This is a genomic window from Pseudomonas sp. 1152_12 (assembly GCF_052850675.1).
The window spans coordinates 1-25,007 of sequence record NZ_VXCW01000004.1; the positions used below are offsets into that span (position 1 = coordinate 1).

The following is a 25,007-nucleotide window of genomic DNA, read 5'->3' on the forward strand; positions in this document are numbered from 1 at the left end:
CACCTTTCTTCACATTTCTGTCATATAGGTCAAAAACACTCAAAAAACGTAAAAGCCGGCCCAGAAGGGCCGGCTTTCAGCCCACCTTACAAACTAGGAAAAGCGAACTGCGATGCTTCATGGCTGGCCCGCTGCGGCCAACGCTGGGTGATCGCCTTGCGACGGGTATAGAAACGCACCCCATCCGGCCCATAGGCATGCAAGTCGCCAAACAACGAGCGCTTCCAGCCGCCGAAGCTGTGGTAGGCCACCGGCACCGGCAACGGAACGTTCACGCCGACCATGCCCACTTCAATCTCGTCACAGAACAGACGCGCTGCCTCACCGTCACGGGTAAAGATGCAGGTGCCGTTACCGTATTCGTGATCGTTGATCAGTTGCATGGCCGCTTCCAGGCTACTCACGCGAACCACGCACAGCACCGGCCCAAAGATTTCTTCCTTATAGATACGCATCTCAGGAGTCACGCGATCGAACAGACTGCCACCCAGGAAGAAACCCTCTTCATGGCCCGCAATGCTCAACCCACGACCATCAACCACCAGCTCAGCACCCGACGCTACACCGTCTTCTATATAGCCGCTGACCTTATCCCGCGCCTGCCCCGTCACCAGCGGCCCCATATCCAAACCGCAAGACGTACCCGCACCGATCTTCAAAGCCTTGACCTGCGGCACCAGCTTGGCAATCAACGCATCCGCCACCTGGTCACCCACGCACACCGCTACCGAGATCGCCATGCAACGCTCACCGCACGAGCCATAAGCCGCGCCCATCAAAGCACTGACGGCGTTATCAAGGTCCGCATCCGGCATCAGCACCGCGTGATTCTTCGCCCCACCCAGTGCCTGCACGCGTTTACCGCGTTTGGTCGCTTCGGAATAAATGTATTCGGCAATCGGCGTCGAACCAACAAAACTCAGCGCTTTGACTTCCGGTGCTTCGATCAGCGCATCCACCGCGCCCTTATCACCGTGCACCACGCTCAACACACCTTTGGGCAGTCCGGCTTCCTGCAGCAATTGCGCAATCAGCAGCGTAGAACTCGGATCACGCTCCGACGGTTTCAGGATGAAGCAGTTACCGCAAACAATCGCCAGCGGGTACATCCACAACGGCACCATGGCCGGGAAGTTGAACGGGGTAATACCGGCCACCACGCCCAGCGGCTGGAAGTCGGACCACGCATCAATATTCGGCCCCACGTTACGGCTGTACTCGCCCTTGAGAATCTCCGGCGCAGAACACGCGTACTCGACATTCTCGATGCCACGCTTCAATTCGCCCGCAGCGTCTTCCAAAGTCTTGCCATGCTCTTCGCTGATCAACTGCGAGATACGCGCTTCATTCTGCTCCAGCAATTGCTTGAAACGAAACATCACCTGGGCGCGCTTGGCCGCCGGCGTATTACGCCAAGCGGGGAACGCCGTCTTGGCCGAGTCGATCGCGCTTTGAATGGTTTCACGGCTGGCCAATGGCACCTGGTGAATCACCTGGCCGGTGGACGGGTTGTACACGTCGGCAGTACGGCCGGACTCACTGACCAACTGGCCATTGATCAAATGCTGGATAAGGCTCATGCAGGGCTCCTGAAAAGTTGTTCTATATAGAAGGAGAAATCAGTCGATCTTGTTCAGCACTTCGCCGACCGCATCGAACAGACGATCCAGATCCTGCGGCTTGCTGTTGAACGTTGGCCCGAATTGCAAGGTGTCGCCGCCAAAGCGTACATAGAAACCGGCTTTCCACAGGGCCATACCGGCCTCGAATGGACGCACGATGGCATCACCGTCACGCGGGGCAATCTGGATCGCACCGGCCAGCCCGTAGTTACGAATATCGATCACGTTCTTGCTGCCCTTCAAGCCGTGCAGCGCATTCTCAAAGTGCGGCGCGACTTCGGCTACGCTTTGCACCAGGTTTTCTTTCTGCAACAGGTCCAATGCTGCCAGACCCGCCGCACAAGCAACCGGGTGCGCCGAGTAGGTGTAGCCGTGGGGGAATTCCACTGCGTATTCCGGCGTCGCCTGGTTCATGAAGGTCTGATAGATCTCGCTACTGGCAATCACCGCGCCCATCGGGATCGCGCCGTTGGTGACTTGCTTGGCAATGCACATCAGATCCGGGGTTACGCCAAAGCTGTCGGCGCCGAACATCGAGCCGGTGCGGCCAAAACCGGTGATCACCTCGTCGAACACCAGCAGGATGTTGTGCTGATCGCAGATCTCACGCAGACGCTTGAGGTATCCCTGTGGAGGTACCAGCACGCCAGCGGAACCGGCCATCGGTTCGACAAAAACCGCGGCGATGTTCGAGGCGTCGTGCAGCTCGATCAGCTTGAGCAACTCATCGGCCAAGGCGATACCGCCCAGCTCCGGCATGCCACGGGAGAACGCATTGCTCGCCAGCAAGGTGTGCGGCAGGTGGTCAACATCCATCAAGCCCTGACCAAACAGCTTACGGTTACCGTTAACGCCACCCAGGCTGGTGCCGGCGATGTTCACACCGTGGTAGCCACGGGCGCGGCCGATCATTTTGGTCTTGGTGGCTTGCCCCTTCAGGCGCCAGTAGGCACGCACCATCTTCACTGCGGTATCGGCGCACTCGGAGCCGGAGTCAGTAAAGAACACATGGTTCAGGTTGCCTGGAGTCAGGTCGGTAATCTTTTCCGCAAGCTGGAACGACAGCGGATGACCGTATTGGAAGCCTGGGGAGTAGTCCAGAGTACCCAGTTGCTTGGAGACCGCGTCCTGGATTTCTTTGCGTGTGTGCCCGGCGCCGCAGGTCCACAGGCCCGACAACGAATCGTACACCTTGCGGCCCTTATCATCGGTCAACCAACTGCCTTCGGCGGCCACGATCAGGCGCGGGTCACGTTGGAAGTTACGGTTAGCGGTGTAGGGCATCCAGTGCGCATCCAACTTCAGTTGGCTGGCCAGGGACGAAGGGGCATTTTCGGGCATGTTCATCAGCAAAACCTCGCAGGGCAAAAGGCAGCGTCGGGATTGAAAAGCGTTGTTGCAGCTAAATTGCCACGGGGATAAAGTCGGTGAAATCCAACTCTTCTAACCTTTAGTCAGGCCATCACTAAACTATGAGCAGCCGTCGACCCGACCCACTGGCCCAAGTCAGCGACTTCGATATCCGCCTGCTGCGCATCTTTCGCAGCGTGGTGGAGTGCGGCGGCTTTTCGGCGGCTGAAACCGTGCTCGGCATCGGCCGCTCGGCCATCAGTCAGCAGATGAGCGACCTCGAACAACGCCTGGGCTTACGTCTGTGCCAACGCGGGCGCGCCGGTTTCTCCCTGACCGAAGAAGGCCGTGAGGTCTATCAATCGTCCCTGCAACTATTAAGTGCCCTGGAAAGTTTTCGCACGGAGGTCAACGGCCTGCACCAGCATTTGCGTGGAGAGCTGATCATCGGCCTCACCGACAACCTCGTCACCCTGCCCCACATGCGCATCACCCACGCATTGGCGCAATTGAAAGAACGCGGCCCGGACGTGCAGATCCAGATCCGCATGATCGCCCCCAACGAAGTGGAACAAGGCGTGCTCGATGGCCGCCTGCATGTCGGCGTGGTACCTCAGGCCAGCGCCTTGTCGGGCCTCGAATACCAGCCGCTGTACAGCGAACGCTCGCTGCTCTATTGCGCAGTTGGCCACCCGCTGTTTTATGCCGAAGACAAGCAGCTCGACGATGCACGCATCAATACCCAAGACGCCATCGCCCCCACCTTCCGCCTGCCCGCCGACATCCAGGCGCATTACCAGGCACTCAACTGCACCGCCAGCGCCTCGGATCGTGAAGGCATGGCGTTCCTGATCCTCACCGGCCGCTATATCGGCTACCTGCCCGATCACTATGCCAGCCTGTGGGTGCAACAAGGCCGACTGCGCGCGCTGAAGCCGACTACACGCTTTTACGATTTAAGCCTCGCATCGGTCACGCGCAAAGGCCGTCGCCCTCATTTGGTGCTGGAAAGCTTTCTCGAGAGTCTGGCGGCAACGCGCTAACTCGGGCCTCTCGCCAAAAGCTGAGCAACTGGACAGTTTTTTGCAAGGCAGCAGGACCTTGAACCGTCCGCCTTGAGTTTGCCCACCATGCCACCAGAATCCTCCAGCGCCAGTGACCTGATCTACAGCCTCGATGACCGGCCAAAACCGCTGCCCGCCCTACTGGCAGCGCTGCAACATGTGCTGGCCGCCTTCGTCGGGATCATTACCCCGCCACTGATCATCGGCTCCACCCTGGGCCTCACCGCCCATTTGCCCTACTTGATCAGCATGGCGTTGATGGTCTCCGGCGTCGGCACGTTCATTCAGGCACGCCGGCCATTTGGCATCGGCGCCGGAATGATCTGCCTGCAAGGCACGAGCTTTGCGTTTCTCGGCGCAATATTGTCGGCGGGCTTCCTGGTGAAACAACGCGGCGGCACCCCGGAGGACATCATGGCGATGATCTTTGGCGTGTGTTTTTTCGGCGCTGCGGTACAGATCGTGCTGAGCCGCTTTATCGGCCAACTGCGTCGCGTGATCACGCCCTTAGTCACCGGGATTGTGATCACACTGATCGGTATCAGCCTGATCAAAGTCGGCATCACCGACCTGGGCGGCGGGTTTAACGCGCCGGACTTCGGTGCTCCGATCAACCTCGCACTGGGCGTGTTTGTGGTGCTGACGATCATTTTGCTCAATCGCTCGAACACCCCATGGGTACGCCTCTCGGCGATCATCATCGGCCTGGCCCTCGGCAGCCTGGCCGCATGGTTCAGCGGCAAACTGGCGCCACAAGCCCTCCCCGACTTGCCTTTGATCAGCATGCCAATCCCGTTTCGCTTCGGTTTCAACTTCGACTGGAGCGCCTTCTTACCGATCGCGCTGATTTATCTGATCAGCAGCATCGAAACCGTCGGCGACCTCACCGCCAATTGCATGATCGCTCGCCAGCCCATCAGCGGCCCCTCTTACATTAGCCGGCTCAAAGGCGGTGTATTGGGCGATGGCGTGAGTTGCATGATCGCCGCAACGTTCAGCGCCTTTCCCAACACCACCTTCGCGCAGAATAACGGTGTGATCCAACTCACCGGCGTGGCCAGCCGTTACGTCGGCTTATACATCGGCGTATTGCTGTTCTGCCTCGGTTTGTTTCCGCTGATTGGCGCCGTGCTGCAACAAATCCCCAAACCGGTGTTGGGCGGCGCCACCTTGGTGATGTTCGGCAGTGTGGCTGCGGCCGGTGTGCGCATCCTCGCCCAGGCACCGCTGGACCGGCGCAGCATGCTGATCATCGCCACCTCATTTGGTGTCGGCCTGGGCATTGCCGCCCAACCGGACCTGTTGCACTTGATGCCAGCTCTGGTGCAAAACCTGTTCGACTCCGCCATCACCAGCGGCGGCCTGACCGCCATCCTATTGTGCCTGGTATTGCCGGAAGCCAAAGCGAGCTGCGCTACCGCAAACCAAGTGCCGGAACGCGACACGCTGGAATCGCTTTGACGGTTTTATTGCATCGGGACTTGTCTGAGGCTTGAGGGTGGGTTATCTGTGCACACGTCGTCTCTATCGATCAGCACGGAAACCTCCATGAGCCTCGAAGTTCCTGCCCACAGCAACCACGCCGGTAAACCCGCCAGCCGCATTCGGCAAAAGAATGAACAAGCCATTCTCCAGGCTGCTGAAGATGAGTTCGCGCGCCATGGCTACAAAGGCACCAGCATGAACACCATTGCCTCGAGCGCCGGGCTGCCCAAGGCCAACTTGCATTACTACTTCACCAACAAGCTCGGCCTGTACATCGCGGTGCTGAGTAATATCCTCGAACTGTGGGACAGCACTTTCAACGCGCTGACCGCCGAGGACGACCCAGCGGTGGCGCTCACCCGCTACATCCGCACCAAAATGGAGTTTTCCCGGCGCCACCCACAAGCCTCGCGGATCTTTGCCATGGAGATCATCAGTGGTGGCGAATGCCTCACCGAATATTTCAGCCAGGATTACCGCGCCTGGTTCAGTGGCCGCGCAGCGGTGTTCCAAGCCTGGATCGACGCCGGCAAGATGGACCCCATCGACCCCGTGCACCTGATCTTCCTATTGTGGGGCAGCACCCAGCACTACGCCGACTTCGCCACCCAGATCTGCCGAGTCACCGGTCGCACCAAGCTGACCAAGCAAGACATGGAAGACGCCGGCACCAACCTGATCCATATCATTCTCAAAGGCTGTGGCGTCAAGCAGGCCCTCTAAACGAAGCGAGTTATGTCTTTTACGCTTACAGGCTTTTGCGAATTTCGTGAAGAGATACGCAAAAGCCGCTTCATCACCTTGGCGGCGCCTATTACCAGCCCGCAGGACGCCCAAGCGTTTTTCGAGCAATACAGCGACCACAACGCCACGCACAACTGCTGGGCCTGGAAACTGGCCGACCAGTACCGCAGCAACGACGACGGTGAGCCCGGTGGCACGGCCGGGCGCCCGATTCTGGCGGCCATCGAAGCCCAAGGGTTTGATCAAGTCGCCGTGTTGGTGATTCGCTGGTACGGCGGCATTCAGCTGGGCACCGGTGGGCTGGCCCGTGCGTACGGTGGCGGCGCGAATAAATGCCTGCAAAATGCTGAACGCATCGAACTGATCAGCCGTGTACCGCTAACTTGCGCCTGCGGATTTTCCGAGTTGAACTTGGTAAAACTGCGCGTCGCCGAACTCGGCGGCTTGGTCGTGGAGGAGACCTTCACCGCCAATGGTGTGGAGCTGCAACTGGCACTGGGCGAAGCACACATCGACACCCTGCAAAACCAACTCGCCGACTTGAGCCGCGGACGCATCCTGCTGGAGCGCTGAAGCTGCTAACGTTGTTCGCTCAATTCCCTGAACCGCGACGTCAAAGGAAGCCCTGCATGTCTACGCCAAAAACTGCACTGATCATCGGCGCCTCGCGCGGGCTGGGCCTTGGCCTGGTCAAGCAATTGCTTCAGGACGGCTGGGACGTGACCGCCACCGTGCGCGACCCGAACAAGGCCGATGCACTGAGAGCCGTAGGCCCGGTACACATCGAGAAGCTCGACATGGACGATCAGCAAGCCGTGATCGCCCTGAGCCAGCGCCTAAAGGACCGCACCTTTGACCTGCTGTTCGTCAACGCTGGCGTCAAAGGCCCGGCCAATCAGGAGCCAGGCCACGCCACCCTGGCGGAAGTCGGCCAGCTGTTTTTCACCAACGCCGTGGCGCCGATCAACCTGGCCCAGCGTTTCGTCGGGCAGATCCGCGAAGGCAGCGGTGTACTGGCCTTCATGAGTTCGGTACTCGGTAGCGTGACCATTTCCGACGGTTCAGACCTGGCTTTGTACAAGGCCAGCAAGGCTGCGCTCAACTCCATGACCAACAGCTTCGTCAGCCAACTCGGTGACCACAAGCTCACAGTGCTGTCGCTGCACCCTGGCTGGGTGAAGACCGATATGGGCGGCGAAAGCGCGCACATTGATGTCGACACCAGCGTTCGCGGATTGGTGGATCAAGTGAACGCCTACACGGGCAAGGGCGGCCATCACTTTATCGACTACAAAGGCGACACCATCGCCTGGTAAGCGCAAACGCAGGGTTATCGACCGATTGCCGTCGATAACCCTCAACGCGTAAACTGCCCCCTCGCCTTTACCCGCGACCCTGGATCAGCAGACAGGGCAACACTGAGCTGGCAAACCTGAACCCATCATTCAGAGGAGCCGGCCAATGCCTGCGACCCGTATCTGGTTAAAAAACCCTCTCGCGATTTTCACTGCCAATGGCCTCGACGCCCGTGGTGGCCTGGTGCTGCAAGACGGCGTGATCACCGAAGTGCTCGGCTGGGGAAAAGAGCCCGTCGTACCGTGCGGGCAAGTGTTCGACGCTCGCGAACATGTGATCCTGCCGGGGCTGATCAACACCCATCACCACTTCTACCAAACCCTGACCCGCGCTTGGGCGCCGGTCGTGAATCAGCCGTTGTTTCCCTGGTTGAAAACCCTGTACCCGGTGTGGGCCCGGCTGACCCCGGAAAAACTCGCGTTGGCGTCCAAGGTCGCGTTGGCTGAATTGCTGCTCTCGGGCTGTACCACCGCAGCGGATCACCATTACCTGTTCCCCGATGGGCTGGAAAATGCCATCGACGTACAAGTCGAGAGCGTACGCGAACTGGGCATGCGCGCCATGCTCACCCGTGGTTCCATGAGCCTGGGCGAAGCCGATGGCGGCCTGCCGCCGCAACAGACCGTGCAACAAGGCCAAGTGATCCTCGAAGACAGCCAACGCTTGATCCGCGAATACCACCAACGTGGAGAAGGTGCGCAGATCCAGATTGCCTTGGCACCCTGCTCACCGTTTTCGGTTACACCGGAAATCATGCAGGCCAGCGCCGAACTGGCCAACAACCTCGACGTGCGCCTGCACACTCACCTGGCAGAAACCCTCGACGAGGAAGACTTCTGCTTGCAGCGCTTCGGGCTGCGCACCGTCGACTACCTCGACAGCGTTGGCTGGCTCGGCCCGCGCACTTGGCTGGCCCATGGCATTCACTTCAACCCGGATGAAATTGCGCGTCTCGGCGCTGCGGGAACCGGTATCTGCCATTGCCCAAGCTCGAACATGCGCTTGGCTTCCGGCATCTGCCCGACGTTGGACCTGCTCGCAGCCGGTGCGCCGCTTGGCCTTGGCGTGGACGGCTCCGCCTCCAACGATGCGTCGAACATGATGCTTGAAGCCCGCCAGGCCTTGTATATCCAGCGTCTGCGTTACGGCGCCGAGAAGATCACACCCGAGGGTGTGTTGGGTTGGGCCACCAAAGGTTCGGCGAAACTGCTGGGGCGTACGGATATCGGCGAGTTGGCCGTCGGCAAACAGGCCGATCTGGCGCTGTTCAAGCTCGATGAACTGCGTTTCTCCGGCAGCCACGATCCGATATCGGCGCTGCTGCTGTGCGGCGCCGACCGCGCGGATCGGGTGATGATCGGCGGGAAGTGGCGCGTGATTGACGGCCAGGTCGAAGGCCTGGATTTGAAAGGCTTGATCGCCGATCACAGCCAGGCAGCGCGGGAGTTGATCAACCGGGCTTAACTGAAGAAATACTCCCACAGTCGTTTCCAGGGTGCTCTGAACAACCAGTTACACCCCAAGCAGCGACAGCATGATAAACGTCGCAAACAACACAAAATGGGTCATCCCTTCGATGGCGTTGGTTTCGCCATCGTTGAGGTTGATCGCGCTGACAATCAGCGTGATAAGCACCATCACGGTCTGCACCGGTGTCATCGCCATCTGGAACGGTTGGCCAGTGTAGAGCGCCATGGCTTCCATCACCGGCACGGTCAGAATCACCGTCGACAATGACGCGCCCAATGCGATGTTCACCACTGACTGCATGCGGTTGGCCAAGGCTGCGCGCAAAGCCGTCAGAATTTCCGGCGCCGCCGAAATGGCCGCGACCACAATCGCCGTGATCACCGGCGGCGCCCCCGTGCCTTCCAGGCCCAGGTCGAGGGTCTTGGACATCACCTCGGCCAGTGCGCCAATCACGATGACGCCAAACACCAACGTACCGATGGAGAACGCCAGGCTGATCGGCGGTTCCTGTTGCTCTTGCGGCTGTTTATTGCGGCGTTTTTCCGGGTAGCTGTAGCTGAAGAAATAACTGTGCGGCCCCACCTGCATGCGCAGGAACAGGGTATAGAGCACCACCATCGCGCCGATGGTGAAGGCTGAGTAAATTTTCCAGTCTGCCTCGGGGATAAATTCCGGCACCACCATCGACACGCCCATCGCCGTGAGGATCATCACGCTGTAAGTGCGGGCCGAATCATCATTGTAGGACTGTTCACCATGCTTGATGCCGCCCATCAGTGCGGCCAGGCCGAGGATGCCGTTGATGTCGAGCATCACCGCCGAGTAAATTGTGTCACGTACGAGGGTCGGTGACGGCTCGTTGCTCATCATGATCGCCAGGATCACCACCTCCACCAACACGGCGGCGAGGGTCAGGATCATGGTGCCATAGGGGTCGCCGACTTTTTCCGCGAGCTGCTCGGCGTGGTGGGCAACACGCATCGAGGCCACGACAATAAAGCCGATCAGCACGATACCGGCCAGCAGCGCCACCATCTGCCCGCTGTGCAACATCCAGTGCTCCAACGGGTAGGCGGCGATGGCGGCGATCAGCGCCAAGAGCATGTATTTTTCTTGCTTGAGGGATGTGAGCATTCCGGGCCTTTTCGAGCAGCAAATCAGTCATTGATGGGGTACAGACTGCGCCACGCCGCTAACGTTTCGTTACACCTTAGTTCACGCGGCCCTTGCGTGAATAAATTCAATACTCTCCTGCTGGTCAGGTTTTGCCGATTATTTCGGCCATGGCCTGTAGAATGCCGCCATTGCACCTGATGAGAGTTTACAAATGTACGACTGGCTCAACGCCCTGCCCAAGGCTGAACTACACCTGCACCTGGAAGGCTCGCTGGAGCCTGAGCTGCTGTTCGCTCTGGCTGAGCGCAACAAGATTGCGCTGCCGTGGAACGACGTCGAAACCCTGCGCAAGGCGTACGCCTTCAACAACTTGCAAGAGTTTCTCGACCTGTATTACAAGGGCGCCGATGTGTTGCGCACCTCCCAGGATTTCTACGACCTGACCTGGGCCTACCTGCTGCGCTGCAAAGAGCAGAACGTGATCCACACCGAACCCTTCTTCGACCCGCAAACCCACACCGACCGTGGCGTGCCGTTCGAAGTGGTGCTTAACGGCATCGCCGCTGCACTCAAAGATGGCGAGCAGCAACTGGGCATCACCAGCGGTTTGATCTTGAGCTTCCTGCGCCACCTGAGCGAAGCCGAAGCCGAGAAAACCCTCGACCAGGCGCTGCCGTTCCGTGATGCGTTTGTGGCAGTGGGCCTGGACAGCTCGGAAATGGGTCACCCGCCGAGCAAGTTCCAGCGCGTGTTCGACCGCGCCCGTCACGAAGGTTTCCTCACCGTAGCCCACGCCGGGGAAGAAGGCCCGCCCGAGTACATATGGGAAGCCATCGACCTGCTGAAAATCCAGCGCATCGACCATGGCGTGCGCGCCATCGAAGACGAGCGTTTGATGCAACGCATCATCGACGAGCAAATCCCGCTGACCGTCTGCCCGCTCTCCAACACCAAGCTGTGTGTGTTCGATGACATGGCTCAACACAACATCCTCGACATGCTCGAGCGTGGCGTGAAAGTGACGGTGAACTCGGATGATCCGGCGTACTTCGGCGGTTATGTCACCGAGAACTTCCACGCGCTGTACACCTCGCTGGGCATGACCCAGGACCAGGCCAAACGTCTGGCACAGAACAGCCTGGATGCGCGGTTGGTAAAACCGTAACCGGCAATCACTGAATGAATGCAGGCAAATGTGGGAGGGGCTTGCCCCCTCCCACACTTTTTAGGTTGGTCTTCAGGTCTCGGTGAGTTCCTCCAGGGTTTTGCCCTTCGTCTCCATCCCAAACACCCACACCACCAGCGCCGCTACCGCAAAACACAGCGCGCCCAAAGCAAACACCCCGCCCTGCCCGGTGATCGGAAACACCAGCCCGGTTACCAATGGCCCCAGCAATGACCCAACCCGACCAATCGCCGAGGCAAACCCGGAACCGGTCGCCCGCGCCGACGTGGGATAGAGCTCAGGCGTATAGGTATAGAGCACCGCCCACATGCCAAACAGAAAGAACTGCATCAACAGCCCCGACGTAATTAGCAGTGCGACGTTGCCGCCAAACACCGCGCTCTGCCCATACAGAAACGCCATCACCCCGCCGCCCAGCAACGTCACCACACACACCGGCTTTCGCCCCCAGCGCTCCACCAGCCAGGCCGCCATCAAGAAGCCAGGAATCCCGCCCAGGGAAATAATCACCGTGTAGTACACCGACTGGGTCACGGCAAAACCTGATTGCTGCAATAGCGCACTCAGCCAGGACGTCAGACCATAAAACCCAAGCAGCGCAAAGAACCACACACTCCAGATCATCATCGTGCGCTGGCGATACTGCGCCGACCATAGTTGCGCAAATGCCGAAAAAAACGTGCCCGGCACGCTCTCAACCCGTGGCAATGCAACAGGCTCAGGCAAGTCAGCACGCCCCAGCGAGTCGCGCACTTTCTGTTCAATGCCCTGCAACACCTTGTCTGCCGCTGCGTGCCGGCCGGCCTGCTCAAGCCAGCGCGGCGACTCCGGGATAAAAAACCGAATCGCCAAGACAAACACCGCTGGCACCGCCAATACCAAGAAGATGTCGCGCCAGCCAACCACTGGCAGCAGAAAGTAGGACAGTACACCCGCCGCGACAAAACCCAGCGGCCAGAAGCCGTCCATCAAGGCGATATAACGCCCGCGCTCCTTGGCGGGGATCAGCTCCGAGAGCATCGACTGCGCAATCGGAAACTCCATGCCCATGCCAATACCCAGCAGAATGCGAAACAGCGTCAGCGTCTCCAGCGTGTGCGCCGTGGAGCACAGGTAACTGGCAATGCCCCACAACACGATGCTCCACTGGAACACCGGCTTGCGCCCGAACCGGTCCGCCAGCATCCCGGATAAAGACGCGCCGACCACCATGCCGAAAAAACTCGAACTGGCAAGCAATCCAGCCTGTGCCGTGCTCAGGCCGAACTCGGCTTTGATCGAGCCCAGCAGGAAGGTCATCATCGCCAGGTCCATCGAGTCGAAGAAAAACGCCAGGGCGATGATGATGAAGATGATTCGGTGGTAGCCGCTGATGGGCAACCGTTCCAGCCGCTGCGCTGCGCTATAACCTTGCATACCCATGCCGCACCCCCTGTATGAAAAAAACCCTCGGCGAGTGTGCGGCATCATTTACACCGCTAATTGCTGGATGCGACCTGACTGAAACTCTGAACGACCATTGCGCGCCTACAACGCGGCCAGCCGGTTGATCTCCACCCGCCCAATGTCGGTGACCAACAACGCGTGAGACGCGTTGACCGAGCTGATCCAGCCGGACTGCAAAAACAGTTGCAGCAGCCCCGCGCCCAATGCGCCACCCAAATGTGGTTGCTGCTGACTCCAGTCAAAACAGTCGCAAGCCAAGGGCGCGGCCAACGCTTGGGTAAAAATGCCCAATTGAGCCAGGTGCCGCATTCCCGCGAGGGTGACATCGGTACGCTGCTCATGACGGTCGATCCAGCCGGCCTCCAGCATTCGCAGATAAAGCCCCGCCGCCAACTCGCCGCCCAGGTGGCCGTGGCATAACCGCGCGTGGCGCAGTGACGCGGGTGCCAGCAAAGCCGGCGGCAAAACATCCGGCATGCTGCGCACGGCACTGGCCATGGTGGTACTGGCTAACGCGTCGATGGCCGCGCTGACATCGGCAGCCGCCACACGAAACAAGCGTTTGCCACGCTGGGCCTCGACCCGCAGCAAACCGCCCCCGGTGAGCCGCGACAAATGCGCGATGGCCGATGCTGGCGACAGCCCGGCCAGCATCGCCAACTCCTCTGAAGATTTGGCCGATCCATCCATCAAGGCCCAAAGCATGGCGGTGCGCTTGGGCTCGCAGAGCAAGCTGGCGATGTGACTGATGCAAGGTGCTGCGTCCATGTATTCACTCCTTGTTAATCATTTATCTGCTGCGGTTGGAACCAAAGTATAGGGGCGCAAACCGCCCGCTCCGAGGCGCCTGACAGCGCGGATAGGGACAGAATCTGAGTGAAGTTTCCTGCATTGGTGGAGGCTATTGCCCAGCGTTCAATCGATCTGGTGATTGCGCCGTCAACGTCGCACAACGGGCCACGAGCATTTCGCGCAGCAGGTTGATAGGTTTGCTCAATTGCGCACGGTGGGCGCACAGCAGATTGAGCGGCGTACGCTCGCCGCGCAGCTCCGGCAGGATCACACGCAAGCGCCCGGCCAGCACGTCGCAGCTCACATCCAACCAGGACTTGTAGGCGATGCCGACACCCGCCACAGCCCAGCGACGAACCACATCAGCGTCGTCACTGAAGCGGTCACCGCTCACCGTCAGGCTGACCTCGCGCTTGCCGTCGTGAAAACTCCAATGGTCATGCACGCGGCTGCCGAGCATGTACAGCAGGCAATTGTGTTGGGCCAGTTGCTCCAGGTGGCGCGGCTCGCCATGCCGCGCGAGGTAGCTGGGCGCGGCGCACAGCACGCGAATATTGTTCGGGGCGATGGGCAGCGCGATCAGACTGGAGTCTTCGGGCTCGCCATAACGCAGCGCAATGTCCACCGGCTGGCGGAACAGATCGGCAATCCGGTCGCCCAGCAGCAGGCGCACGGTCAGTTGCGGGTATTCACGTTGAAACTCATCCAGCCACGGCAACAACTGGTTGCGGCCGAAGTCCGACGGCGCCGACAGCTGCAGCATGCCGCTGACGTGGTCCTGGCCGCTGGCCAATAAGCGTCGCCCTTCGTCCAGCGAACCCAGCGCCGCGCGGGCGTATTCCAGAAACCCTTCACCTTCGGCAGTCAGACGCAGGCTGCGGGTGGAACGTGCCAGCAAGCGCGTGCCCAGTTGCTGCTCGATGCGCTTCAGCGCCGCGCTGGCCACCGCGGGCGACAGGTCCATAACCCGCGCGGCCGCGGACAAACTGCCCAAGTCGGCCGCACGCACAAACAACTGCAAATCATCAAAACGCAGCATGCATTCCCGCCCATTATCAAGAATTTATTGAAACAGACTGCTGTTTTAGCGGCTTTTATCTGCGCGGGAAATAGCCAATCATCTGCCCGTCCCGTTCATCACGTGCCAGGAGTTGAATATGTCCGCTGCCTTTAACGTCATCGCCACGCTGATCGCCAAACCCGGCCAACAAGCCACCTTGGAAACCCTGCTGCGCGGCCTGCTGGAACCGACCCGCCTGGAAGCCGGTTGCGAGCAGTACGACTTGCATCAGGACCTGCAACACCCCGAAACCTTCTACATGCTCGAACGCTGGAGCGACGACGCGGCGCTGGCTGACCACGACCAGAGCGCGCATATCCAGAGCTTCCGCGCCAAGGCCGCTGATGTGATCGAACACTTCGAACTCAAGCGCCTGAAATTTCTTGCCTGATTACCGCCCTTTTTCCGGAGCCTTCATGAAAGCCATCGCCTACTACAATTCACTGCCAATCACTGACGTCAAAGCCCTGCAAGACATCGAACTGCCGGAACCGGTCGCTGGCCCGCGCGAACTGCTGGTGGAAGTCAAAGCCATCTCGGTCAACCCGGTGGACACCAAGGTGCGCCAGAACGTCGCCCCGGAAAAGGGTGCAGCCAAGGTGCTGGGCTGGGACGTGGCCGGTGTGGTCAAGGCCGTCGGCAGCGACGTGACGCTGTTCAAGGCTGGCGACCACGTGTTCTACGCTGGCTCCCTGGTACGCCCGGGCGGCAACAGCGAACTGCACACCGTAGATGAACGCATCGTCGGCCACATGCCCAAGAGCCTGGGGTTTGCCGAAGCTGCCGCGCTGCCGCTGACCGCTATCACTGCCTGGGAACTGCTGTTCGAGCGCCTGCAGGTCCGTGAAGGTAAAGAGGATGAAGGCCAGAGCCTGCTGATCGTTGGTGCCGCCGGGGGCGTGGGGTCGATCTTGACCCAGTTGGCCAGCCAACTGACCGCGCTGAAAGTCATCGGTACTGCCTCGCGCCCGGAAACCCAGGAATGGGCCAAGGCACTCGGTGCTGACTTGGTGATCGATCACAGCCAGCCACTGAGCGAAGCGCTGAAAAACGCCGGCCACTCACACGTGACTCACGTTGCCAGCCTGACCCAGACCGATCACCACCTGGACCAACTGGTGGAGGCCCTGGAGCCGCAAGGCAAACTGGCACTGATCGACGACCCCAAAGCGCTGGACGTCAGCAAGCTCAAGCGCAAGAGCCTGTCGTTGCACTGGGAATTCATGTACACGCGCTCGATGTTCGAGACGCCGGACATGATCGAACAGCACAACCTGCTCAACCGTGTGGCCGAACTGATCGATGCCGGCACGCTTAAAACCACGGTTGGCGAGCACTTCGGTGTAATCAACGCCGAGAACCTGCGCCGTGCCCACGCGCTGCTAGAAAGCGGCAAGGCCAAGGGCAAGATCGTGCTGGAAGGTTTCTGAAAACGTCTGCCGGTGTCGTCTTTTATTCCTGTGAGTAATGGACGACACCATTAGTCAGAGAGTTGATCTTTGTCATATTTGTGAACGCATTCGGGTTTATATTGGCCGCCTTTGCCACGATTCTTTTACGTGAGGAAGTCAGCAATGAAGATCCTGATAAGAGCGTTAGCAAAATCCCCCGGCAATAAATGGCAGGTCAGCCTCGACGGTGACGCCTTTACCTTCCGCAGTGAGGCCGAGGCCCGTGCCTTTGCCGACACCCTGCAAGCCCGCATTCAAGCGCCCCACCGCATTCCCCTCAGCCAGCAACGCTCCGCCGCTGGCTGATCAAACACCTCAACCCTGCGCTTGTACGGCCCGCGCCCGTTGCAAGCGCTGGGTCGACATCGCAATGGTCACGGCCAATACACCGCACAAGCTGATGACCATCGCCATCGGCATCGCTGTGCCGTCGTGCAACACGCCAACCAAAGACGCCGCACCTGCCGCCACACTAAACTGAATGCAGCCGAGCAGTGCCGACGCGCTACCGGCGCGCGCGCCCTGCCCGCTCATGGCGCACGCCGAGGTGTTGGGCAAAATGCAGCCTAAGCTCGCGATGCAGATAAACAGCGGCACCAGCAATGGCCACAAGGCCTCGGTGCGCAAGGCCGCAATGCCCAGCAGCGACAGCGCCGCCACTATGTAGACCCACACGGTACGCGACAGCAAAAACGCTGGACCTCGTTTGGCCAACAACCGTGCATTCAGTTGCGCAACCAGGATGAAACCGGCCGCGTTGGAGCCGAACAGCCAGCCGTAATGCTCGGCCGGCACGCCGTACAGTTTGATAAAGACGAACGGTGAACCGGCGATGTAGGCAAACATCCCGGCAATCGAAATACCGCCGGTCAGGGCGTAGCCAAGGTAAACCCGGTCGGACAACAGCGCGCCGTAACGGCGCAGGGAGCCGGACAAAGGTTGGCGTGGCAGATGGGCCGGAAAGGTTTCCGGCAAGCCGACCGTTACGGCGATAGCGGCCATCACACTGAATATCGACAACGCCAGAAAAATCGACTGCCAACCCCACAACCCAACCATCACCCCACCCGCCAGCGGCGCAAGGATCGGCGCCAGGCCGGTGACCAGCATCAGTTGCGAATACACCCTGGCCGAACCCACGGCGTCACATTTGTCGCTCACCACTGCACGCGAAATCACCATGCCCGCGCAGCCGCCAAGCGCTTGCACGAAACGTGCACCGATCAGCCAATCCAGGGACGGCGCGTAGGCGCAGGCAAAAGACGCCACAGTGAACAAGGTCACGCCACTGAGCAGCGGCACGCGCCGACCAAAGCGGTCCGCCAGCGGGCCGTAGATCAATTGGCCGATGGCCAGGCCGCCGAAATACACCGCGAGCGTCAGCTGGATATGTTTTTCGTCGGTGGCGAAAGCCGTGGCCATGGCCGGAAAGCCCGGCAGGTAAAAGTCGATCGCCAACGGCGCGAAGGCGCTCAAGGCGCCCAGGATAAGGATTATGCGGAGGTTCATCAGACACCCAAGTGAGTCGACAGCCTGACAGTCTAGCCGCGCTTGGGTGCCCTGAACATTACGTTAGCTCGCTAACTATCAGAAAATTTACTCGAGCTTGGCGCTGTAGCCTTCTTCGGTGATCAGGCTGATGATCTGCTCGGCAGACAGATTACTTTCAACACCGACTTCTTTGGCCGCCAGGTTGACGTTGACGCGGGCCGCCGGGTCTTGGCTCTGCACCGCCTGGGTTACCGCTCGAACGCAATGGCCGCAGGTCATTCCTTCAACGCTGAATACTTGCATGACATGACTCCTTTGATGAGGTTAAGGCCAGTTTTGGCCTTGCCACGATGGCAAGGTCAAGCGCTGAAAGTTTCGGCCGGGCTGGTATTCGGCCGCCGCCTCGGCCAAGCTTCATCCATCTTAGATATGAACCATGGAGCATTCGCCATGCGCTGGTCGTTTTTTGCCCTTGTCGGCCTGTTGAGCTTGTCTGCCGTTGCGCCCCAGGCCAGCGCAGATCAAGACTATGCGGTGCTGATCATTTCCCGCGAACGCTTGGAAGTGCCAACCAATTGCGAGATCGGCCTGTACATTCAGGACCAGTTGGCCGGGCGCCTGTTCCAGGAACAGGCCACGTCGTTCAACTTGCCGGCGGGCGATGTGTCACTGCGCTTGAAACTGTTGCCGGGGCAATCGGCCGGTTGCTTGCCGGGCATGCTGGCGCCGCCAGCGCAAAACATCACGCTGAAGGCCGGCGAAGTGCGCAAGTTGCGGATCGCCCAAGGGGCGGATGGCATGTACCTGAAACCCGCCGCACTGGAATACTGAAGGCGCTTGACCTTCCCCACAGGTCAAGGTTGATCCTAGGGGCAACGTCTCTTGGAGGACTGCCCCATGAATGGATCCACCACGTTTGACCTGCCCATCAGTGGCATGACCTGTGCCAGCTGTGCCGGCCGTGTCGAACGCGCACTGGGCAAGGTGCCGGGAGTGCAACGTGTCAGCGTCAACCTGGCTAACGAACGCGCGCACATCGACGTGCTGGGCCCGATGGACCCCGGCATCTTGATCGCCGCCGTCGACAAGGCCGGTTACACCGCCACCCTGCCACAGAGCGAAACCGTCACCGACGCCAATCAGGCCCAACGCCTGCATCGCGAGCGTTGGTCGTTGCTGCTGGCAATTGCGCTGGCGCTGCCGTTAGTGCTGCCGATGCTGGCGGAGCCCTTCGGCCTGCACTGGATGCTACCCGCCTGGGTGCAGTTCGCCCTGGCCACGCCGGTGCAATTCATTTTTGGCGCGCGCTTCTATATAGCCGCATGGAAAGCCCTGCGCGCCGCTGCCGGCAACATGGACCTGCTGGTCGCAATCGGCACCAGCGCGGGTTACGGCCTGAGCATCTATGAATGGCTCACCGCCCCCGCTGGCAGCGTGCCGCACCTGTATTTCGAAGCCTCGGCCGTGGTGATCGCCCTGGTGCTGCTCGGTAAATACCTGGAAAGCCGCGCCAAACGCCAGACCGCCAGCGCCATCCGCGCCCTTGAAGCCCTGCGCCCGGAGCGGGCGATTCGCGTGTTTGATGGCCGCGAAGAAGACGTCGCCATCAGTGCGTTAAAGCTTGATGACCTGGTGCTGGTCAAACCCGGCGAGCGCTTCCCGGTAGATGGCGAAGTAGTGGACGGCCAAAGCCATGCTGACGAAGCCTTGATCAGCGGCGAAAGCCTGCCGGTGCCGAAACAGCCGGGCGACAAAGTCACCGGTGGCGCCATTAACGGTGAGGGCCGCTTGCTGGTGCGCACCGAGGCCTTGGGCGCCGAAAGTGTGTTGGCGCACATCATCCGGCTGGTGGAAGACGCCCAGGCCGCCAAGGCGCCGATCCAGAAGCTGGTGGATAAAGTCAGCCAGGTGTTCGTGCCTGCCGTGCTGGTCTTGGCGTTGATCACGCTGGTGGGCTGGTGGCTGTATGGCGCTTCGTTGGAAACCGCGATCATTAATGCCGTCGCGGTGCTGGTAATCGCCTGCCCCTGTGCCTTGGGCCTGGCCACGCCGACCGCGATCATGGCTGGCACCGGGGTCGCCGCGCGCTACGGCATCCTGATCAAAGACGCTGAAGCCTTGGAGCGTGCCCACGCCGTCAGCGCCGTGGTGTTCGACAAGACCGGCACCCTCACCTCCGGCGCGCCAAAAATTGCGCACTTGGCGGCGGTGGATGGCAATGAGGCTTGGCTGCTGCAACAGGCTGGCGCACTGCAGCGCGGTAGCGAACACCCGTTGGCCAAGGCGGTGCTGGATGCCTGCAGCGAGCAAGGCTTGAGTGTGAAGGATGTGACTGCCAGCCAATCCCTCACCGGGCGCGGCATCGCAGGCACACTCGACGGTCGGCAACTGGCCCTGGGCAACCACCGCATGCTGGAAGAAAGCGGCATGAGCGCGGGTGACCTGGCCGGTTCCGCCAAGACCTGGGAAGCCGAAGGCCGCACCTTGTCCTGGCTGATCGAACAGGGCCCGCAAGCGCGCGTGCTGGGGCTGTTTGCCTTTGGTGACACGCTCAAGCCCGGCGCACTGGAGGCCGTGAAGCAACTCAAGGCCCGGCACATCAGCAGCCACTTGCTCACCGGTGACAACCGCGGCAGCGCCCGCGTGGTGGCCGAGGCGCTGGGCATCGACGATGTACACGCCGAAGTGCTGCCGGCCGACAAAGCCGCCACCGTCGCCGAATTGAAAAAAACCGGCGTGGTGGCGATGGTCGGCGACGGCATCAACGACGCCCCGGCCCTGGCTGCTGCAGATATCGGCATCGCCATGGGTGGCGGCACTGACGTGGCGATGCACGCGGCCGGTATCACCCTGATGCGCGGCGATCCGCGCCTGGTGCCGGCGGCACTGGAGATCAGTCGCAAGACCTACGCCAAAATCCGCCAGAACCTGTTCTGGGCCTTTGTGTATAACCTGGTCGGCATTCCCCTGGCGGCGTTCGGCCTGCTCAACCCGGTACTGGCAGGTGCGGCCATGGCGTTGTCCAGCGTCAGCGTGGTGAGCAATGCGTTACTGTTGAAGACTTGGAAACCCAAGGATGTAGAGGATCAACGCCCATGAACATCGGCCAAGCAGCCCGCCAGAGCGGGTTGAGCGCGAAGATGATCCGTTATTACGAATCCATCGGCCTACTCAAAGCCGCCCACCGCACCGACAGCGGCTACCGTGTGTACGGCACCGATGACTTGCATACACTGGCGTTTATCAAGCGTTCACGGGATCTGGGGTTTTCTCTGGATGAAGTCGGCAAATTGCTGACCTTGTGGCAAGACCGGCACCGGGCCAGCGCCGACGTAAAAGCCTTGGCGCGCCAGCATATTGATGAGCTGAATCAGAAGATCCTGGAGCTCGGGCAACTGCGCGATACCTTGCAGGACCTGGTGGAGCACTGCCAGGGTGATCATCGGCCGGATTGCCCGATTCTCAAGGAGTTAGCGTCGGGCAGCTGTTGCGCCTGACGCTTTAGCTGATTCAACCCAACACCAAGGTGGCAGGGGCTGTTGTGGCGAGGGAACTGACTCCCTCGCCACAACAGCCCTTGCCACCTTGTTTAGATCACTGCATCCAAGGCGGCGGCGGAGGTTCTTCCGACGCTTTGCTCGGTGGCGCATCATCCGCCGCCCGAATCGCTTGCTTACGCTCTTCATCCAACCGCGCCGCTTCGATCTCGCGGATCACACCGCCCACATCCGCCAACTCTTCCGGTTCGTCAAACTCACCAGTCAATGCACTGGCCGGATGCAGCGTGCCGGCTTCGTACAAAGCCCACATTTCCTTAGCGTACTTGGTCTTCTTCAACTCCGGAGCAAAGCGCCCGAAGTAGGAAGCCATGTTGCCCACATCCCGCTCCAACATGCTGAACGCATGGTTGTTACCCGCCGCATCCACCGCCTGAGGCAGGTCGATAATCACCGGGCCGGTCGGCGTGAGCAGCACGTTGAACTCAGAAAGGTCACCGTGCACCAGACCGGTACACAGCATCAGCACAATCTGGGAAATCAGGAAGGCGTGGTATTCGCGCGCTTGATCCGGGTCCAGCGTGACATCATTCAGACGTGGCGCCGCATCGCCGTACTCGTCGGCCACCAGTTCCATCAACAGCACGCCTTCAAGGAAGTCGTACGGCTTGGGCACGCGAACGCCCGCCCCGGCCAGGCGGAACAGCGCCGCTACTTCGGCGTTCTGCCAGGCATCTTCGGTTTCTTTCTTACCGAATTTGGAACCCTTGGCCATGGCCCGGGCTTGACGGCTGTTACGGACCTTTCGGCCTTCCTGGTACTCGGACGCCTGACGAAAACTTCGTTTGTTCGCCTCCTTGTAAACCTTGGCGCAACGCAATTCATTGCCGCAGCGCACCACATAAACAGCTGCTTCTTTACCACTCATAAGTGGGCGCAGCACTTCGTCGACCAGACCGTCTTCGATCAGGGGTTCAATGCGTTTAGGAGTCTTCATCAGCTTTTATTGTGGGTCCTTTATTACCAAACACGCGTATGGCACTCGTTATACGGCAATCGGCCCGCCGCGGGGAGAGGCTACCGACCTTTGGCACTTAAGAATGCATTCAATATGCCATTTTTTTTGCCCAGTTCAGCGTTCAATAATCGCCGTCACACCCTGACCGCCTGCAGCACAGATCGAAATCAGCCCACGGCCCTTGCCCGCCGCATCCAATAGCTTGGCCAGGTTGGCCACAATTCGCCCGCCAGTGGCAGCAAACGGATGCCCGGCGGCCAATGAACTACCCTTGACGTTAAGGCGGCGGCGGTCAATGGAACCGAGCGGTGCGTCAAGCCCAAGCCGGGTCTGGCAGTATTCGGGGTCTTCCCAGGCCTTGAGCGTGCACAACACTTGGGCGGCGAAGGCTTCGTGAATCTCGTAGTAATCGAAGTCCTGCAGCGTCAGACCATTCCTCGCCAACAAGCGCGGCACTGCATACACCGGCGCCATCAACAGGCCTTCGGCGCCGTTGACGAAATCCACCGCCGCCGCTTCGCCATCACGCAGATAGGCGAGGATCGGCAAGCCGCGCTCCTTGGCCCAGTCCTCACTGCCCAGCAGCACCAACGATGCGCCGTCGGTCAGCGGCGTGGAGTTGCCGGCAGTGAGGGTGCCCTTGTCGCTGCGCTCGAAAACCGGCTTGAGGCTGGCAAGTTTCTCCAGGGTCAGGTCGGGGCGCAGGTTGTTGTCGCGGGTCAGGCCGAGGAACGGCGTGAGTAAATCGTTGTGCCAGCCTTCGGCGTAGGACGCGGCCATTTTCTGATGGCTTTCCAGGGCCAACTGATCCTGCTCGGCGCGAGGAATCTGCCAGGTTTGCGCCATCAATTCGCAATGCTCGCCCATGGACAGGCCAGTGCGCGGCTCGCCATTGCGCGGCAGCTCCGGCTTGAGGTGATGCGGACGAAGTTGTAACAGCGTTTTTAATTTATCCGCCATGGATTTGCTGCGATTGGCTTGCAGCAGGATCTTGCGCAGGCCTTCATTCACGCCGATGGGCGCGTCGGACGTGGTATCGACGCCACCGGCAATCCCACACTCGATCTGCCCCAGGGCAATTTTATTGGCCACCAGCAGCGCCGCTTCCAGCCCCGTACCGCATGCCTGTTGAATGTCGTAAGCCGGGGTTTGCGGCGAGAGGCGTGAGCCCAGCACGCATTCGCGGGTCAGGTTGAAGTCGCGGGAGTGCTTGAGTACTGCACCGGCAGCTACCTCGCCGATGCGCAGGCCGTGCAGGTTGTAGCGTTCGATCAGGCCCTCCAAAGCAGCGGTCAACATCGCCTGGTTACTCGCCGTGGCATACGGGCCGTTGGAGCGGGCGAAGGGGATGCGGTTACCGCCAATGATCGCTACACGGCGCAATTGAGTCATGGAAAGCTCCCTGAAGGTTGTGGGGTGAGTCTCTGAGACTAGCCTAGGCTCAATCGAACGACTTTCACCTCTTGATGGTCCACCGTTTGAACCCCAGCACTCGGAGAGCGTTCCATGTCTGACCGTTATATCGACTTCGCCAACTCAAGCCTCGGTCATCGCCTGGTCGCCGCCATTGGCCTGCCGTCACCGGTACGCCTGGAACGCTGGCAGGCCGGCCGCCTGCGCCCAGTAGAGGGTGCGCTGCTGCTGGGCGGCGGCGCACTGGCGGCCAAGGTGCTGCCATTTGCCAATAAACTCACCGACGCGATTTACAGCTATGGCGCCGAGCCGCTGGGGGCGCCCGCGTGGATTCCAGGCCATGGGCCAAAGCTCAAAGCGGTCGTATTCGATGCCAGCGACTTGCAACACACCGATCAACTCAAGCAACTGCGAGAATTCTTTCAGCCGCTGCTGAAGAATCTCGACCACAGCGCGCATCTGGTGATTCTTGGTCGTGCGCCGGAAAGTCTCAGCGACCCGTTCGCCGCCAGCGCACAACGGGCCCTGGAAGGTTTCAGCCGTTCGTTGGCCAAGGAGCTGCGCAGCGGTGGTGTGTTGCAACTGTTGTATGTAGGCGAAGGCGCCGAAGACCAATTGGAAGGCGCGCTGCGATTCTTCCTCTCACCGAAAAGTGCTTATATCTCGGGCCAGGTGATTCGTCTGCAAGCCTGTGCCACGCCGGTTGAGGATTGGACTCGCCCGCTAGCCGGGCGCAAGGCGCTGGTCACCGGTGCTGCACGGGGTATTGGCGCCGCCATCGCCGAAACGCTGGCGCGTGACGGCGCCGATGTGATTGTGCTCGACGTGCCCCAGGCCAAGGCCGATCTCGAAGCCCTGGCTGCACGCCTGGGCGCTCGCAGCGTATTGCTGGATATCTGCGCCGAAGACGCGGCCACGCAGTTAATCGAACACCTGCCGGACGGCATCGACATCGTGGTACACAACGCGGGCATCACGCGCGACAAGACCTTGGCCAATATGACCCCGGAGTACTGGGACGCAGTGCTGGCGGTCAACCTCAACGCACCGCAAGTGCTGACCAAGGCCCTGCTCGACAGTGCCACCCTGCGCGACAACGGCCGCGTGGTGTTGCTGGCCTCAATCAGCGGGATCGCCGGCAATCGCGGGCAAACCAACTATGCCGCGAGCAAGGCCGGGTTGATCGGCCTGGCACACGCCTGGGCGCCGTTGCTGGGCGAGCGGGGGATCAGCATTAATGCCGTGGCGCCTGGCTTTATTGAAACCCAAATGACGGCGCACATTCCTTTCGCCCTGCGCGAAGCCGGGCGGCGTATGAGTTCACTGGGCCAGGGCGGCTTGCCGCAGGACGTCGCCGAAGCGGTGGCCTGGCTCGGTCAACCGGGTTCCGGCGCGGTCAGCGGCCAAGCGTTGCGGGTTTGTGGGCAAAGCCTGCTGGGAGCATAA

General features: G+C 60.4%; 24 protein-coding genes. 14 read left to right on the top strand and 10 right to left on the bottom strand.

The genetic code is table 11. The features are described 5' to 3' along the window. Positions 1 to 86 precede the first annotated feature (86 nt). Positions 87 to 1,580 (bottom strand): CoA-acylating methylmalonate-semialdehyde dehydrogenase, encoded by a 1,494-nt coding sequence (locus FW764_RS07940; protein WP_446433463.1) that lies wholly within the window; start codon positions 1,578 to 1,580, stop codon positions 87 to 89. Positions 1,581 to 1,619: 39 nt separating this feature from the next. Further along, positions 1,620 to 2,969 carry an aminotransferase class III-fold pyridoxal phosphate-dependent enzyme gene (locus tag FW764_RS07945; protein ID WP_446433464.1) on the bottom strand — a complete coding sequence of 450 codons (1,350 nt, stop codon included), beginning with the start codon at positions 2,967 to 2,969 and terminating at the stop codon, positions 1,620 to 1,622. 125 nt (positions 2,970 to 3,094) lie between these two features. Here FW764_RS07945 and FW764_RS07950 point away from each other — a divergent pair, with 125 nt between their 5' ends. The 6 genes from FW764_RS07950 (at position 3,095) to FW764_RS07975 (ending at position 9,085) form a co-directional block, all read left to right on the top strand. After that, entirely contained in the window at positions 3,095 to 4,015 is a 921-nt protein-coding gene (locus FW764_RS07950; RefSeq protein WP_446433465.1) for a LysR family transcriptional regulator, read from the top strand. An 87-nt stretch (positions 4,016 to 4,102) separates the two neighbouring features. Next, positions 4,103 to 5,497 carry a uracil-xanthine permease family protein gene (locus FW764_RS07955; protein WP_446433466.1) on the top strand — a complete coding sequence of 465 codons (1,395 nt, stop codon included), beginning with the start codon at positions 4,103 to 4,105 and terminating at the stop codon, positions 5,495 to 5,497. An 87-nt stretch (positions 5,498 to 5,584) separates the two neighbouring features. Then, positions 5,585 to 6,244, top strand: coding sequence for a TetR/AcrR family transcriptional regulator (locus tag FW764_RS07960; protein WP_446433467.1), 660 nt, complete (start codon positions 5,585 to 5,587; stop codon positions 6,242 to 6,244). A 12-nt stretch (positions 6,245 to 6,256) separates the two neighbouring features. After that, positions 6,257 to 6,838, top strand: a complete 582-nt coding sequence (locus FW764_RS07965; protein ID WP_446433468.1) for an IMPACT family protein — start codon at positions 6,257 to 6,259, stop codon at positions 6,836 to 6,838. A gap of 56 nt (positions 6,839 to 6,894) precedes the next feature. Further along, entirely contained in the window at positions 6,895 to 7,581 is a 687-nt protein-coding gene (locus FW764_RS07970; protein WP_446433469.1) for an SDR family oxidoreductase, read from the top strand. 145 nt (positions 7,582 to 7,726) lie between these two features. Beyond that, positions 7,727 to 9,085, top strand: a complete 1,359-nt coding sequence (locus tag FW764_RS07975; protein WP_446433470.1) for an 8-oxoguanine deaminase — start codon at positions 7,727 to 7,729, stop codon at positions 9,083 to 9,085. A gap of 48 nt (positions 9,086 to 9,133) precedes the next feature. Here FW764_RS07975 and FW764_RS07980 read toward each other — a convergent pair whose 3' ends face one another. Further along, positions 9,134 to 10,225: a calcium:proton antiporter gene (locus FW764_RS07980; protein WP_446433471.1), complete on the bottom strand. Its 1,092-nt coding sequence runs from the start codon at positions 10,223 to 10,225 to the stop codon at positions 9,134 to 9,136. Positions 10,226 to 10,418: 193 nt separating this feature from the next. On the opposite strand from FW764_RS07980, the gene FW764_RS07985 reads away from it, so the two are divergent. Then, positions 10,419 to 11,372 (top strand): adenosine deaminase, encoded by a 954-nt coding sequence (locus FW764_RS07985; protein ID WP_017134717.1) that lies wholly within the window; start codon positions 10,419 to 10,421, stop codon positions 11,370 to 11,372. A 72-nt stretch (positions 11,373 to 11,444) separates the two neighbouring features. Here FW764_RS07985 and FW764_RS07990 read toward each other — a convergent pair whose 3' ends face one another. The 3 genes from FW764_RS07990 to FW764_RS08000 all read right to left on the bottom strand — a co-directional run bounded on the left by FW764_RS07990 (position 11,445) and on the right by FW764_RS08000 (position 14,670). After that, a complete protein-coding gene (locus FW764_RS07990) occupies positions 11,445 to 12,815 on the bottom strand; it encodes an MFS transporter (RefSeq protein WP_446433472.1) in 1,371 nt (456 codons plus the stop codon). 105 nt (positions 12,816 to 12,920) lie between these two features. Further along, positions 12,921 to 13,607, bottom strand: a complete 687-nt coding sequence (locus FW764_RS07995) for an ArsR/SmtB family transcription factor (protein ID WP_446433473.1) — start codon at positions 13,605 to 13,607, stop codon at positions 12,921 to 12,923. A 133-nt stretch (positions 13,608 to 13,740) separates the two neighbouring features. After that, the gene (locus FW764_RS08000; protein ID WP_446433474.1) at positions 13,741 to 14,670 is read right to left on the bottom strand and encodes a LysR family transcriptional regulator; all 930 of its coding nucleotides are present in this window, start codon (positions 14,668 to 14,670) and stop codon (positions 13,741 to 13,743) included. Between the two features lie 118 nt (positions 14,671 to 14,788). On the opposite strand from FW764_RS08000, the gene FW764_RS08005 reads away from it, so the two are divergent. From FW764_RS08005 to FW764_RS08015, 3 genes are all read left to right on the top strand, one after another. Further along, positions 14,789 to 15,082 (top strand): putative quinol monooxygenase, encoded by a 294-nt coding sequence (locus FW764_RS08005; RefSeq protein WP_094951764.1) that lies wholly within the window; start codon positions 14,789 to 14,791, stop codon positions 15,080 to 15,082. Positions 15,083 to 15,107: 25 nt separating this feature from the next. Beyond that, complete coding sequence (locus tag FW764_RS08010) at positions 15,108 to 16,121, top strand: zinc-binding alcohol dehydrogenase family protein (protein ID WP_446433475.1); 1,014 nt, start codon at positions 15,108 to 15,110, stop codon at positions 16,119 to 16,121. 144 nt (positions 16,122 to 16,265) lie between these two features. Beyond that, the gene (locus FW764_RS08015; protein WP_017134711.1) at positions 16,266 to 16,448 is read left to right on the top strand and encodes a hypothetical protein; all 183 of its coding nucleotides are present in this window, start codon (positions 16,266 to 16,268) and stop codon (positions 16,446 to 16,448) included. A 9-nt stretch (positions 16,449 to 16,457) separates the two neighbouring features. Here the strand turns inward: FW764_RS08015 and FW764_RS08020 are convergent, their stop codons facing one another. Further along, entirely contained in the window at positions 16,458 to 17,651 is a 1,194-nt protein-coding gene (locus FW764_RS08020; RefSeq protein WP_446433476.1) for a multidrug effflux MFS transporter, read from the bottom strand. Positions 17,652 to 17,738: 87 nt separating this feature from the next. Further along, positions 17,739 to 17,936 carry a heavy-metal-associated domain-containing protein gene (locus FW764_RS08025; RefSeq protein WP_446433477.1) on the bottom strand — a complete coding sequence of 66 codons (198 nt, stop codon included), beginning with the start codon at positions 17,934 to 17,936 and terminating at the stop codon, positions 17,739 to 17,741. A 147-nt stretch (positions 17,937 to 18,083) separates the two neighbouring features. Between FW764_RS08025 and FW764_RS08030 the strand changes: the two genes are divergently transcribed. From FW764_RS08030 to cueR, 3 genes are all read left to right on the top strand, one after another. Next, complete coding sequence (locus tag FW764_RS08030) at positions 18,084 to 18,464, top strand: hypothetical protein (protein ID WP_446433478.1); 381 nt, start codon at positions 18,084 to 18,086, stop codon at positions 18,462 to 18,464. A gap of 66 nt (positions 18,465 to 18,530) precedes the next feature. Beyond that, positions 18,531 to 20,732: a heavy metal translocating P-type ATPase gene (locus FW764_RS08035; protein WP_446433479.1), complete on the top strand. Its 2,202-nt coding sequence runs from the start codon at positions 18,531 to 18,533 to the stop codon at positions 20,730 to 20,732. Further along, a complete protein-coding gene (gene cueR / locus FW764_RS08040; RefSeq protein WP_446433480.1) occupies positions 20,729 to 21,130 on the top strand; it encodes a Cu(I)-responsive transcriptional regulator in 402 nt (133 codons plus the stop codon). The genes FW764_RS08035 and cueR overlap by 4 nt, the downstream gene beginning before the upstream one ends. A 97-nt stretch (positions 21,131 to 21,227) precedes the next feature. Here cueR and FW764_RS08045 read toward each other — a convergent pair whose 3' ends face one another. Both FW764_RS08045 and FW764_RS08050 read right to left on the bottom strand, forming a co-directional pair. Continuing rightward, the gene (locus tag FW764_RS08045) at positions 21,228 to 22,127 is read right to left on the bottom strand and encodes a PA4780 family RIO1-like protein kinase (RefSeq protein ID WP_446433481.1); all 900 of its coding nucleotides are present in this window, start codon (positions 22,125 to 22,127) and stop codon (positions 21,228 to 21,230) included. Between the two features lie 135 nt (positions 22,128 to 22,262). Beyond that, positions 22,263 to 23,540 carry an acetyl-CoA C-acetyltransferase gene (locus tag FW764_RS08050; RefSeq protein ID WP_446433482.1) on the bottom strand — a complete coding sequence of 426 codons (1,278 nt, stop codon included), beginning with the start codon at positions 23,538 to 23,540 and terminating at the stop codon, positions 22,263 to 22,265. A 114-nt stretch (positions 23,541 to 23,654) separates the two neighbouring features. Between FW764_RS08050 and FW764_RS08055 the strand changes: the two genes are divergently transcribed. After that, positions 23,655 to 25,007: a 3-oxoacyl-ACP reductase gene (locus tag FW764_RS08055; RefSeq protein ID WP_446433483.1), complete on the top strand. Its 1,353-nt coding sequence runs from the start codon at positions 23,655 to 23,657 to the stop codon at positions 25,005 to 25,007.